Source organism: Clostridium fermenticellae (assembly GCF_003600355.1).
Taxonomy (GTDB): domain Bacteria; phylum Bacillota; class Clostridia; order Clostridiales; family Clostridiaceae; genus Clostridium_AV; species Clostridium_AV fermenticellae.
This window is the reverse complement of the sequence record NZ_CP032416.1, coordinates 1,615,796-1,630,082: the sequence shown is the minus strand read 5'-3', so window position 1 is coordinate 1,630,082 and position 14,287 is coordinate 1,615,796. Positions and strand designations below refer to the sequence as shown.

12 protein-coding genes and 2 other annotated features are annotated in these 14,287 nt (G+C 32.5%); of the genes, 10 read left to right on the top strand and 2 right to left on the bottom strand.

Annotated elements, in window-relative coordinates:
- Positions 1-3: 3 nt before the first annotated feature.
- Positions 4-1,347 (bottom strand): MFS transporter, encoded by a 1,344-nt coding sequence (locus tag D4Z93_RS07595; RefSeq protein WP_119972062.1) that lies wholly within the window; start codon positions 1,345-1,347, stop codon positions 4-6.
- 110 nt (positions 1,348-1,457) lie between these two features.
- Positions 1,458-1,662 (bottom strand) — a binding site (T-box leader).
- A 50-nt stretch (positions 1,663-1,712) separates the two neighbouring features.
- Positions 1,713-1,912 (bottom strand) — a binding site (T-box leader).
- 237 nt (positions 1,913-2,149) lie between these two features.
- Here D4Z93_RS07595 and alr point away from each other — a divergent pair.
- From alr to D4Z93_RS07545, 10 genes are all read left to right on the top strand, one after another.
- A complete protein-coding gene (gene alr / locus D4Z93_RS07590; protein ID WP_119972059.1) occupies positions 2,150-3,310 on the top strand; it encodes an alanine racemase in 1,161 nt (386 codons plus the stop codon).
- Positions 3,311-3,585: 275 nt separating this feature from the next.
- Positions 3,586-4,695: a histidinol-phosphate transaminase gene (hisC, locus tag D4Z93_RS07585; protein WP_119972056.1), complete on the top strand. Its 1,110-nt coding sequence runs from the start codon at positions 3,586-3,588 to the stop codon at positions 4,693-4,695.
- Between the two features lie 27 nt (positions 4,696-4,722).
- On the top strand, positions 4,723-5,979 hold the full coding sequence (locus D4Z93_RS07580) for an MFS transporter (RefSeq protein WP_162920275.1): 1,257 nt from the start codon (positions 4,723-4,725) through the stop codon (positions 5,977-5,979).
- Positions 5,980-6,130: 151 nt separating this feature from the next.
- The gene (locus D4Z93_RS07575; protein ID WP_162920274.1) at positions 6,131-7,480 is read left to right on the top strand and encodes an APC family permease; all 1,350 of its coding nucleotides are present in this window, start codon (positions 6,131-6,133) and stop codon (positions 7,478-7,480) included.
- A gap of 393 nt (positions 7,481-7,873) precedes the next feature.
- On the top strand, positions 7,874-8,071 hold the full coding sequence (locus D4Z93_RS13325) for a 4Fe-4S binding protein (RefSeq protein ID WP_119972049.1): 198 nt from the start codon (positions 7,874-7,876) through the stop codon (positions 8,069-8,071).
- 33 nt (positions 8,072-8,104) lie between these two features.
- Positions 8,105-9,160 (top strand): 3-methyl-2-oxobutanoate dehydrogenase subunit VorB, encoded by a 1,056-nt coding sequence (gene vorB / locus D4Z93_RS07565; protein WP_119972047.1) that lies wholly within the window; start codon positions 8,105-8,107, stop codon positions 9,158-9,160.
- A 2-nt stretch (positions 9,161-9,162) separates the two neighbouring features.
- On the top strand, positions 9,163-9,903 hold the full coding sequence (locus D4Z93_RS07560) for a thiamine pyrophosphate-dependent enzyme (protein ID WP_119972044.1): 741 nt from the start codon (positions 9,163-9,165) through the stop codon (positions 9,901-9,903).
- 1 nt (position 9,904) lies between these two features.
- Positions 9,905-10,441: a 2-oxoacid:acceptor oxidoreductase family protein gene (locus D4Z93_RS07555; protein WP_119972042.1), complete on the top strand. Its 537-nt coding sequence runs from the start codon at positions 9,905-9,907 to the stop codon at positions 10,439-10,441.
- Positions 10,442-10,462: 21 nt separating this feature from the next.
- Positions 10,463-12,559 carry an acetate--CoA ligase family protein gene (locus D4Z93_RS07550; protein ID WP_119972040.1) on the top strand — a complete coding sequence of 699 codons (2,097 nt, stop codon included), beginning with the start codon at positions 10,463-10,465 and terminating at the stop codon, positions 12,557-12,559.
- Between the two features lie 146 nt (positions 12,560-12,705).
- Complete coding sequence (locus D4Z93_RS07545; protein ID WP_119972038.1) at positions 12,706-13,347, top strand: GntR family transcriptional regulator; 642 nt, start codon at positions 12,706-12,708, stop codon at positions 13,345-13,347.
- Between the two features lie 125 nt (positions 13,348-13,472).
- On the opposite strand, the gene D4Z93_RS07540 is transcribed toward D4Z93_RS07545, so the two are convergent.
- Entirely contained in the window at positions 13,473-14,135 is a 663-nt protein-coding gene (locus D4Z93_RS07540; protein ID WP_119972035.1) for a DUF4397 domain-containing protein, read from the bottom strand.
- Positions 14,136-14,287: the final 152 nt, after the last annotated feature.

Genomic DNA, 14,287 nt, shown 5'->3' with positions numbered 1-14,287 from the left:
GTATTAAATTTCATCTAAGGATTTTTGTTTTGTTTCAATACCAAAGATTGCAATAATAAATGCAATTATTATAAGTAAGATTCCAAGTACTGTAAAAACTGCTTTAGTATCATAGTTTTTAAGTATTGAGGCTACCACATAAGGACTAAAGATAGTGGCAAGTCTTCCTACTGCATTACAAAAACCTGATCCTCTAAATCTTATATTAGTAGGAAATAATTCAGGTACATAAATTGCAAGTCCAAGTGTAAGAAGTATATATATTATTACAGTAAGAAAGAATCCAAGTGTAAGTATTGTCCACATTGTAGTCTGAGATGCATATGCGTAGCCAAGTGCTCCAGCTGCGAGCATAAATAAGGTAATGCACCATTTACGTCCAAATTTGTCTACAATAAAACCGCCAATCAAAGCTCCAAGGGGTGCACCTACCATCATTATAGTTGTATAGCCTAAAGATTTTGATACATTTATTCCCTTTCTCAAGAAAAAGGTTGGAGCCCAACTTACAAATGTGTATATTAATGTATTTACTGCAATTAATACAACACATCCAACTATAGTCCTTGAAATCATATCTTTTTTGAATAAATCCAAAAATCTTCCTGTGTCTTCATTTGAAGATTTTTTGGTTTTGACCACATTTGGTTTATCTATAGAAGTAGATGATTCTATTTCTGCCTGTTTGTAAAATGCGTCTATTATTCTTTCTGCATCTTCATGCATACCTTTTGATTCATACCATCTTGGTGATTCTGGCATGTCCCTTCTCAAAATCCAGACTATAAGGGAAAATACACCTACGAATACAAACATCCATCTCCAACCGAATCTTGGGATAATAATGTATCCTAAAAATGCAGCTGCCGGGGTAGACACATTGGTTATAAGAGAAAGCATAGATACCCACTTTCCTCTCGTCTTTGACGGTACAAATTCTCCAAGTAAAGCGTAACCAGTTACGATTTCGGCACCAAGTCCAATTCCCATTATTCCTCTTAGAACAATTAAAAAGATCATATTGGGAGAGAAGGCCGCAATTAAGGAAGCTCCTCCAAATATCAGCAGATTAAGCTGGTATGAAAATTTACGTCCAAAATGGTCACCTAAAAATCCCGTAAGAAGAGAACCTATTAATAGTCCTATAAATGTTACTGATATGAAAGTCGCGTTTAGGCTTATTGTAGACCAGTTGCTTTTTAGTAGAACACCTAAAACACCACCTGCTAAATATACATCAAAACCATCTAAAAATATTCCAAGTCCTATAAGCCATAAAATTTTATAGTGCAATTTGGATATTGGAACATAATCCATCTTTTCACAAATACAATTAACTTCTGACATAAAATTACCTCCATTCAATGAGTAAAAATTAATATTCAAATTATTTAAGCTATTTTCAGATATAATTTTAATAGTTATGATCTAAAAATGAGTAAAAAAATAGACCTCTCCTATGGGGCGAAAGGTCTATCGCGGTACCACCCAAATTTATTACTCATGAATGTTTAACGGTTTAATCCGGCTAATCTTACTATAAACTGGTTTTCAGATCGCAATTTAAGAGTGAGTTTCAATATAATATAAATGTGGACTCTCACCATTCCCACTCTCTTTAAGATATAATTATATTTACTTATTCTCTATCATAATTTTTGACTGCAATTTTTTATTAAATTATCTATAAAAATAAAAACGCGGCTTGATTCTCTTGGAGCGAGAAACAATACCGCGGTACCATCCAAATTTATTCTTAATAAAATAACGGTGTTTAAACCGGCTTAACCTACTACAAGTTCAGTCAAACAGCTCAAGGATGAGTTTTCAATATACAGATATTGTGAATTCCCACCAGATATCACTCTCTTTAAATACTGTATACTTACTTGATTCCTATCAAAGCTTCTTAAAACTATTTCTTAGTATTATATTATGAATTTTAAATGTTGTCAAATATATTTTAAGGATACTATTCTAGTTTTTTGAAATAAGAATAGTATTAATCTTTTTTAATTTCTCAAAAAAGATTAAATGATTTTTGAGTTTAGTCATATTTTTATGCTATAATTAGTACAATTCGTATTTACATATTCAATGATTTATAATATTAACATTTTAAATATAAATTAGGAAGGGGCAATGTGACATGTTTAAAAAATACAGGCCTGTCTGGGCAGAAGTAGATCTTGATAATCTTGCTTATAATATGAGGAATATAAAGGAAAGGGCAGGTACTAGTGAGATTTTTGGTATAGTTAAGGCTGATGCATATGGTCATGGGGTAGCAGAAGTTTCAAAGGTATTATTAGAAAATGGGGCGACAAGACTCTCTGTAGCGATTGTAAGCGAAGGTGTAGAATTGAGAAAAGAAGGATTTAAATGTCCTATTAATATTTTAGGTGTTACGCCGGATACACTTTTCCCCGATATAATTGATTATGATTTGGAACCAGTGGTCTTTTCTTATGATTATGCAAAGAACTTAGATGAATTTGCGAAAAATAAAAATAAAACTGTAAAGATACATTTTGCCGTTGATACTGGGATGGGCAGAATAGGTTTCCTTCCAACAAAAGAAAGTGTAGAGGAAGCAGTAAATATAAGTAAACTTTCTAATATTCAAATAGAAGGTATCTTTTCACATTTTTCAACAGCTGATGAAGAGGACAAAGCCTATTCGAAGCTTCAATTTGATCAATATAAGTGGTTCTTAAATGAGCTCTCAGAAAGAGGATTGAATATTAAAATAAAAAATATTAGTAATAGTGCAGCGATAATAGATTTGCCAGAAACGTATTGTGACGGGGTTAGACCGGGAATAATATTGTATGGTTATTATCCATCAGATCATGTGGACAAGAGTAAACTTTCAATTAAACCTGTTATGACAGTAAAGGCTAACATTGTACATCTGAAAACTCTTGATGCAGGTAAATATGTTGGATATGGAAGAAAATTTAAAACTGAGAGAGTAAGCAAAATAGCAACACTTCCTATAGGGTATGCTGATGGATATACGAGATTGCTTTCCGGAAAAGCAAAGGTAATAATAAATGGAAAATTTGCTCCGGTTGTCGGCAATATATGTATGGATCAGTGTATGATTGATGTAACAGATATTGAAGATGTAAAAGTTGGAGATGATGTTATTCTCATGGGAAGTCAGGGAAACTTAAAGTTTGATGCCACAGATATAGAAAGTATTTTAGGTAATATAAGAAATGAGGTACTTTGCATGTTTAGCAGGAGGATTCCGAGAGTATATATCAAGGATGGGAAAGTAGTCAAGGTGAAGAATTATATATAAATTATCCTTTATAATTGTCGAAATATTTTATTTATTGATATTGTGATAAAATCGAATTTTCAAAAAAATCTAAATTAAAAACAGTGAAGGGGCTGTCACGCTAAGAATTTTAGTGTAGCAGCCTCTTTATTTTCCAAAATAAAATTCAGAGTAGTGTGCAAAATTTATTCGATAATATTTAGTTTGACTTATAAGAAAAACAGTGTACAATATATAGTATATTATATATTGTACACTGTTTTAAATAAAATACTATAATGAAAGGGTGATTTATAATGTTTATTTTAGGAGCTCGAAAAGAAGTATATGAAGCAGAGGCTTATGTTTCCGGGAAAAGTATGGATGATGTGAAGAAAGAATTTAACTTAACTAAGGTTATAAAATTAGGTTCCAATGAGAATCCTTATGCGCCATTTCCTAATGCATTAAAAGCAATGGAAGATCAGTTAAGTATGATTGGCATATATCCAGAAGCAAATTTTATTAAGCTTAGAGGAATACTAGGTAAAAAATTTGGCTTGAGTTCTGAATACATTGGTCTTGGACATGGAGCCGGTGGAGTTTTGGAAACAATAGCAAGACTTTTTATTGAGTCAGGAGATGAAGCTATTGTGCCAACACAAACTTATAGATTATATCGTGAAATTACTAAATTAATGGGTGGGATTGTTCGAGAGGTATCTTTAGATAAAAATTATACGATAAGCATTGATGATATTATAAAAAATATTAATCCTAAAACGAAATTAGTCTGGTTATGCAATCCTAATAATCCTACTGGTACAATTATTAAGAAGGAAGGTATCGATAGAATACTAGATGCATTACCTGAAACAGGATGGATTATACTTGATGAAGCTTATGCAGAATTTTCAAATAAAGATGAATTACCGAATATAGTTGATTATATAAAAAAGGACAAGCATGTCATTTCTGTTAAAACGTTTTCGAAATACTATGGATTGGCTGGTGCAAGATTAGGGTATATAATATCGAATCCACAAGTTATTAATGGCTTTGATACAGTAAGTGAACCTTTTAATGCAAATCGAATTGCTCTCGCTGGAGGGATAGAGTGCTTGACATCTGATACACCTCATGTTGAACGTGCAGCAAATTTGTTAATTAATGAAAGAGAAAGAGTTTCAAGAGAACTTGAAAAACTAAATTTAAAAGTTACAAAGCCTTATGGAAATTTTATCTTTTTTGAAGTTCCATGTGATGGAGATAACTTAGGTTTATATATGTTGAAAAAAGGAGTAATTGTCAGACCATGCAGCGGATGGGGATATAAAAATCATATAAGGGTAACTATTGGTACAAAAGAGGAGATGGATGAGTTCCTAAAGGTGATTAAAGATGGCTTAAGTGTTGCTGCAAATTAAAATATAAGTTAAGGAGGAAATATTAAATTGAGTGATAAAACCCAAAAGTATTTATCCATAATAACATTAGGTGTAAGTGGAGGTTCAATTTATTTAATTCCATTTATCAAGTATGTATTCTATGACCAGCAAATTGCAGCAATGAGTATGACAAACGCACAATCAGGATTTTTGCTTAGCATGTATGGTATAGGTAATATGATCTTGTATATTCCTGGAGGAATTCTAGCTGATAAGTTATCACCTAGAAAATGCTTACTTTTTTCTCTTTTGAGTACTACTGCATTAACAATTGTATATGGCTTTACTATGAACTATAAGATAGCATTAGTTATCTGGTTCCTATTTTCATTTACTACAGTTTTGGTTTTTTGGGCATCACTGCTTAAGGCTGTAAGAATGATTGGTTCTGAAAAAGAACAGGGAACTATGTTTGGTATATATTACGCAGTAAATGGATTGACAGGAGTCGGCTTTAATACATTAGCTTTATGGGTTTCGGGGTGGTCAAAAACAACAAAAGGCGTCATGTTTAACGTAGTAATGGTTTATGCATTGGCAACTGCAGTTGCAGCTCTGCTGGTATTTCTGTTTCTTAAAAAAGACGAAAATGTTAAGGTCGAAATATCGGAAGACGAGAAATTTCACTTTAAAGATGTTGGCCATTTGATAAAAAATCCATATGTTTGGTTGTTTGCGGTAGTTGTTTTTTGTGGATACAGTTTATTCTCAAGTACTTCGTATTTTACGCCATATCTTACAGATGTTGTTGGCGTATCACCTACAAATTCAGGGGTATATTCGATTATAAGAAACTATCTGTTTATGCTATTATCTCCGATTTCAGGTTATATTGCGGATAAAGTATTTAAATCAACAAGTAAATGGCTAACAATTACACTCAGTGTACTTGTAGTGCTATTCTTGGGTGTATTACTGATTCCAACAAGTGCAAATGCTACAATGGTGAGCATATATACACTTTTGCCAGGTGCATTTGGTTTGGCTTCATACAGTATAGTATTTTCACTTATTAATGAAACTAAAATTCCAGCAAAAGTTACAGGAACTGTAATTGGATTAGCTTCTGTAATCGGTTATTCTCCAGATTTGTTTATGTCTGTAATGTTTGGAAATTGGCTTGATAGACTTAAAAATAAAGGATATACTCTTATATTTCTGTACCTAGCTGGGACTTGTGTAGTTGCTATAGTATGTGCATTCTTAATTAGACGCCATGCCATAAAAATCAGTGAATTGGTGAAAGATACTGAAGGTGTTTAGTTCCATCGATCGTTAATATCCTGAGCTTTAAAAGAATAGACAGGATATTCAATATTAATAATCAATAGATATAGCATGGAGAAATAATTTTTAATATTTCTCCAGCTTTTAATATTGAATATGATTCCTGTATTTTGGAATGGAGGGTAAGATGAATATTAAAGAAGGTATTGATAAACAAAATTCTATAGAATTAAAAAGGGATTTGGGATTATTTACTGCAACTGCTGTTGTAGTAGGACAGATGATTGGTTCTGGAATTTTTATGACTCCACAAGGACTTGCAGAGTTAGCAAATCCCAGGGCATCAATTTTGGCAATTATTATTACAGGAAGCGGTACTATGCTGTTAGCACTATGTTTTGCAAAAATGGGTGAAAAAATGCCGTTATCCGGTTCTGCCGTTGTATATACAAGAGAAGCTTTTGGAGATCTCCCTGCATTTTTTGTGGGATGGTCCTACTGGTCCGGATGCTGGATAGCAAATGGAGCAATTATATTAGGAGGAATAAGTTATGCAACTTATTTTTTCCCATCCCTTGCTAAAAATGGATTTTATAAAGCGATAGTTTGCATATTTATCATATGGCTATATACACTTATAAACATTAGAGGCATTAAAGAAGCGGGATATGTAAATTTAATTCTAACAATAGTAAAATTGTTACCTTTACTAGTATTTTTGGCTATATCCATACCTCATTTTAATATTGGCAACTTAAATACAGTATCTTCACCTAAAACTTCTGGATATACAGTACTACCTGTTGCAATTGCGTACACTCTCTGGTCTTTTACTGGATTTGAGGGAGCAAGTATGGTTGCGGGAGAAGTGAAAAATGTAAGGAATGTAAGACTGGCAACAATTATCGGTACAGGTTTGGTATTTATTTTATATTTATTGTTAATAGTAGTTGCTGATGGAAACTTATCACAGGTTAAGTTAGCTGCATCCAGGTCTCCTTTTTCAGATATTATATATAATGTTACCGGTGGTTATTGGGTAGGAGGATTCATATCTTTGGGAGTTTGCATTTCTGCTTTTGGTTGTGTTGGTGCATGGATATTATCTTCTGCAAGGATAGCTTACTCCCTTGGAGAGCAAGAACTATTTCCGAAAATATTCAGTAAATTGCACTCTAAATATAAAACGCCTTATTTTGGATTGATTATTAATGCAGTCCTCATGTCAATAGTTATGTTTATAGGTTGTATAACGAATCAGGGAAGTATTTATAATTTTTTAGTATTGTTTGCAACAATGTCACTGCTTGTGTTCTATGCTTTTGGTGCAGCTTCGGAAATAATGCTTTTTGCAACCAGGGAAAAGCCATTTAATTTAGCTTCTTTTATGAAAGATTCTATGCTTGGGATTACAGCTTTTGCTTATGCTGTATATGCAATATATGGATCTGGTCAAGATGTTGTAACATATGGGTTTATATTTATGCTGATAGGAATACCAGTTTATATATATGTTAAATTAAAAAATGAAAAATGAAATGTTATAGGGTTTGTAATTTTAAAGTTAATCTATACTTAAGGAAGATACTGCCAAAATATAAGTACATTAAATGCTTTTATTGTAATTCTTAGCCCGGTATTTTAGAAAATATATAAAGATTGATATGTTTGAATATAACGAGTTTATCAATCTTTATTAGATTTTCAAAATACCGGGCTCTAAAATTACTAAAAGCATTTATAGTACCGGATTTTGTCAGCATCGCCTGGAGGATGTATTAACTTCTCATTTACAAACCCTATAAATTATTGAAGTTGTATGAAAACTTTAAAAAAATATGTAGAAACTATTTACTTTATAAGAATAAAGTTATATATTATATATAGTATACAATATATAATATAATCAAATTTGATAGAAGGTGGAATAATGGAAAAAGCTAAACCTAATACCCAAAGATGTAAGGGCTGTTATTATTGTGTAAAAGCATGTCCTAAAGAAGCAATTTCAATTTCAAAAGAATTCAATTCAAAAGGCTATGCCGTGATAAAAGTGGATGAAGAGAAATGTGTAGGATGTGGTGTATGTTACACTGTATGTCCTGACTATGTTTTTGAGTTGGCATAAACAAGAATTAACATAAATAAAGGAGGTAAAATTATGAGACAAGTGTTGATGAAAGGTAATGAAGCAATGGCTGAAGCTGCTATTAGAGCTGGTTGTAGATTTTATAGTGGATATCCTATTACACCACAGACTGAAATATTGGAATATATGTCCTGGCGAATGGAAGAAGCAGGTGGAGATTTTATACAAACTGAATCAGAATTATCAGGGATAAATATGCTGCTTGGTGCATCTGCAGCAGGAGCCAGAGTTATGGCTACATCATCGGGACCAGGTTTTACATTATTTCAGGAGGGAATATCTTACCTGGTAGCTGCTGATCTTCCGGCAGTAATTGTTGATGTAATGAGATATGGAAACGGATTGGGAGATGTTGGACAAAGTCAGGGAGATTACTGGCAGCTTACAAGAGGTGGTGGACATGGAGATTATAGAACTATAGTATTAGCTCCAAATTCTGTCCAGGAGAACGCAGATCTTGTATGCCTAGCATTTGATCTGGCAGAAAAATACAGACACCCTGTTCTTATTGGGTCAGATGCAGCAATCGGCCAAATGGTAGAAAAAGTGGAACTGCCAGAAATGAAAGAACATAATATTGATAAATATGAATGGTCTATAAAAGGGTGCAAAAAAGGAGATATTCAAAGAAAAATAACGAACAAACTATATTATATCGATAATTATGACTCATATTTGATCAATAAATACAAGGAAATTGAACTAAATGAACAAAGATGGGAGTCAATACAGATAGAAGATGCGGAGGTTGTATTGATTGCTTACGGAATAAGTTCCAGGGTTTGTATTGAAGCTGTTGAAACTGCAAGAAAGCAAGGTATAAAACTGGGTCTGATCAGAGTAATTACATTATGGCCGTTTCCGGTTGAAGCATTTAAAGAACTGTCAGGTTGCTGCAAGGCATTAATGAGTGTTGAAATGAACATCTTGGGCCAGATGGTTGATGATGTGATATTGGCTACAGGTAACAAATATCATGTTTACTCCTATGCTACAGTAAAAGAAGTGCCTGAAACAGATATTATAATTGGAAAAGTAAAAGACATATTAGCGAATAAGGAGGTATAATTATGAAAATTAAAGCACCAGAATCTATTTCCTTTTCAGAAACCTCGTTTTGCCCTGGCTGTGGTCATGGTATAGTGGCGAGATTAATTGGAGAAGTTGCCGAAGAAATGGGACTTACAGAAAAGTTGCTTACTGTAATAGATGTAGCTTGTTCTTCTCTAAATATAGATACATGGAGATTTGATACAATAATGGCTGCACATGGAAGACCTATACCAACAGCCACAGGAGTTAAAGCAGTAAGAAAAAAAAATCCGGTTTTAGCCTATATTGGTGATGGAGCTGCTTATTCTATAGGGCTTAGTGAAACAATTTATGGAGCAATAAGAAATGACAATGTAATGGTAATTGTGATAAACAACGGAGTCTATGGAATGACTGGCGGACAAATGTCGCCAACTACTTTGGAAGGGCAGAAAACTACATCGTCTATAAATGGAAGAAATGTTGTTAAAACAGGTAAACCTTTTGACATAGTAAACGCAATTGGTAAATTTGACATAGCATATTTGGCACGAGGTTCAGTTGCCAATGCCATGGATATAAGAACAACTAAAAAATATATAAAAAAGGCATTTAAAAAGCATATGAATAATGAAGGATACTGTCTGGTAGAAATATTATCACCATGTCCAACAAATGTAGATTTAGGTATGCTTCCTCAAAAATGTGCTGAAAGGATAGATACTGTGATGTCTAAATATTATAAGACTGGTGAGTATGTTGATGGGGGTGGAAAATAAGATGGTTGAAATTATATGTGCGGGATTTGGAGGTCAGGGCATCTTGACTACAGGAATGATGCTTATTAATGCAGGTGCGAACATTGGACAGAATGTGTGCTGGTATCCGTCATATGGCTCAGAAATGAGGGGAGGAACAGCAAATTGCAATGTCAAAATCAGCAAGGGTAAAATTGCAAGTCCATACTGCAAAGAACCAGATATACTATTTACGATGAACAGTCCTGCAATTGATAAATTTGAGAATATTTTAAAACAAGGCGGATATCTTTTTGTAAATAGCTCTATTGTAGATCCAGACAGGAAATATAGAGATAATATCAAGGTGGTTAAAATTCCGACAACGGAGCTGGCAGCTAAGGTAGGCAATTCAAAAGGCTCAAATATAGTAATGCTGGGAGCATTAATAAAAGCTACAAGCATATTTAAGAAAGAGCAATTTATTGAAGCTATGTGTAAATATTTTGAGGACAAAGGTAAAAGTAAATATAATCCCAAAAATGTTGAAGCATTTGAAGCTGGATATAATGCAGTTTAACATAAGTATGGAGGTATAATTATGGATTTGAAAAAATTATTGCAGCCAAATACCATTGCGGTAATAGGAGCCAGTGAGAAGGAAGGATTTGGCGGAGACACCTGTAGAAATATAATTGAATATGTTAAGGATCTGAAAAATACTTTTTTTATAAACCCTAAAAGAGATTATGTGTTTAATAGACCTTGCTATAAGTCATTATCTGATGTATCTGTGGATATAGATATGATAGTGATATGTACACCTAAAAAAACGGTAGAACCGTTGCTGATTGAAGCTTCTAAAAAGGGATGCATGGGAGCAGTAGTATTTGCTAGTGGTTACTCGGAAACAGGAAATGAGGATGGCAAAAAAGCAGAAGAATCGTTGAAGAAACTATGTAAAAAATTAAATATAGCTTTAATGGGACCTAATTGTGCAGGTTTTGTAAATTATATAAATAATGTGTATCCATTTGCTTTTATTTCTAAGAAAAGAGATAGAAAAGGTAATGTGGGATTAATATCACAAAGTGGACAGATCTGTTTGTCATTGATGGAAACTCAGGATATGAGATTCTCGTATATAATATCAGCAGGAAACGGTAATGTTATAACAATGGAAGACTATATAGACTTTTTGGTTGAAGATAAAAACACAAAGGTTGTAAGTATATATTTAGAGGGAGTAAAAGAACCCAAAAAATTTATCAATTCTCTGAAAAAGGCTGCAGTCAGGAGAAAACCAATAGTAGTTTTAAAAGCTGGCAGATCTGAGAAGGGGAGAAAAAATGCAGCTTCTCATACTGGAAGCCTGGCAGGGTCTGATAAAACATTTGATGCTATATTTAAAAAATATGGAGTTATAAGGGTTGACGATATAGAAGAATTAATGGCAACATCAAACATGTTTTCAATAATTAATAAACTCCCTGAAAAACCAACATTTGCATCAATGAATTTATCAGGAGGAGAAACAGGAGTTTGCGCAGATACAGGATATACTTACGGAGTACAATTTCCGGATTTTACAGAGGAAACATTAATAAAATTAAAGGAACAGCTGCCATCCTATGCATCACCAAATAATCCTTTGGATATGACAGCATCATTGTCTTATGATGCGGAATTGTATGCAAATGCACTTAGAACCATAATGAATGATGAAAATATTGGAACGGTGCTCATAGGTTATACGTTATTGCTGGAAATAGCGGATCCTGCAATTTATTATATGGCAGAAGGAATAAAGAAAGTTGTTGAAGAGGGAAATAGCAAACCAATAATAATGCTTCCGTTTCTTGAAAATACCCGTAACTATGAGTATACAGAAAAACTTAGAAAAATTGGAGTACCAATATTGCCGCCATCAATGTATGCTTTTAAAATAGTTAAGCATCTAGCAGATTTTATCGAGTATGAATATAATGATAGAACTTTAAAAACTGCATTGCCTGAGTATAATAATTTGCAAAAAACAAAAGCATTGTCTGAAATAGAAAGCAAGAACTTATTAAGAAAATATGGAATGCCAGTAGGCGATGCATATATTGTTAAAGATGAAAGTGAAGCATTGGATGCCGCACAAAAATTGGGTTATCCACTTGTAATGAAAATTGAATCTGCAGATATATTGCACAAATCTGATGTTGGAGGAGTTAAATTAAACATAAATTCGGAGAAAGAAGTTTTAAGTACTTACCATGAAATTTTAGTTAATGTAAGTAACCATAAGCCGGAAGCTAAAATTAATGGAATATTAATGGAAAAAATGATGCCTAAAGGTATGGAAGTAATTATAGGAGTCAATAATGATGCTCAATTTGGTCCTATGGTTTTAGTTGGACTTGGTGGAGTATTTGTGGAAATTTTTAAAGATGTTTCATTGTATCCTGCTCCGATTAATAAGGCTGAAGCTGAAAAAATGTTAAAAAAATTAAAATCATATAAAATGTTAACAGGTTATAGAGGAGGACTGCACTATGATTTGGAAGCTTTGAAAGACATGATAGTTAAGATTTCTAACTTTGCAGATAAAAATAAGAATGTTTTATCGGAAGTAGACATTAATCCTCTATTTGTATATCCTGAAGGCTCTGGAGTAAAAGTTGCAGATGCGGTTGTTATAATGAAGGATTAGAGCTATAGATGTGAATCAGTATAGGAGTGGGTAAAACTGCTATACTGATTTTTAATTGTACGCTCAGAAATTTTGTGAGTTTAAGTATCCTTGACAATCTGTATACAATATATTAAAATTTAAGAAAAAACGCTGGAGGGATAGTTTTGGCTAATTATGAGTCTTTAAGAGATATTGTTTATAAATACATTTCAGATAAAATTCAAAATGGTGAATTGCAAGCTAATGAAAAAATAAGTGAATCTTCTATATGCAAAGACTTATCCATCAGCAGGACACCAGCTAGGGAAGCACTAATACAGCTAGCTGCTGACAATTTAATTGAATATGCTCCGCGAAGGGGCTTCTTTGTTAAAGAAGTATCACTTAAGGAAAAGCTTGATCTTTATGCTGTTCTTGCTTGTTTGGATGGATATGCAGCTACATTAGCCATGGATAAATTAAATGATGATGACTACAAAGAAATGGAACATATAGTAAAAGAAATTGATAAAACAATTAAAGATAAGGATTATAAGTTATATAATAAATTGCAGTTTGAATTTCATAATATATATGTTTCGAAATGTGATAATGAAAAATTAAAAGAAACTTTGAGTGGTCTAGAACACAGTTTTATTCCTGTAACTTATTCTAATAAAAATACTGAAGTCCTTTTTAAAATCCTTAAGGATGTAAATAAAGAACACACTTTTATTATTGAACTTTTTAAGAAAAAGGAAAGTGAAAAATTAGAATATTTTTTAAGGGAAGTACATTGGGCAGCTAAATATCTTGATATGGTTTAAAATAGTTTAAGCAATGAACTAAAACCTAACTTTGATAAAATGTCCCTCAAGTAGGATAATGAAATATGAAAATTCTACTTAAGGGTGATTTTATGCTAAGAAAAAGTAAAATCTAATTTTTTATACTAACGTGACAGGTCATTTCTGTGTGTTCCGCTTTCTTTTAAAATTACGGCTTCCAAAGAATTAGTTTTTTTATTTTTACCGATTGTGTATAAAGTATAGTAATTATTCCCTAGGTTAATATTCGGAATAGTCAATTCTATATTGTTATCTTTAGATGAAGTAACTGTGAAGGTGTAATTTCCTGTTGGGATACAAGCATAGTTTGTAAAATCTCTGTACATGACATTTGTAAATATACTTGTACCATCTGATAATTTTATATCTATAGGAGATGGATCTGGAGAAAGATTCACAAGACGTATACATGGTCTGCCAAGATTTTTGGCTGCACTTGGTTCTTGAATCAAGAATAAACTAATATTAGGTGCAGTTCCGGTTATGGCAACATTGAGTATAATATTTTCTGGTATATTTACATTAGTATTTAAAATAGGATTTGTTTTCTGACCGGATGGATATACTGTAATGTTATGATTTCCATGTGATATGGGAATGTAGTCAGAAACCTTTTTATGAGCGAGATTTTCTACAATAAGATTTCCATTAGCATATATATCAACATTAGATATACCCTGTGCCGCATTGAATATTCTGATTGAAGAATTCGTCTGTACTTCCCTGTAATAATTATTTATCGTGCAAGCATATGGACAATAAAACATAAAAACTCTCCTTATATATTTTCACATTAGTATAATATGAAGTATTTTAATATATTGTTATTTTGATTTTTTAAATTTAAAAAGGTCACATAGGGTATATTAAATATAGTAATAGATTTTTAAGAGGGTGATTTTACGAAAAGTAACAGCGT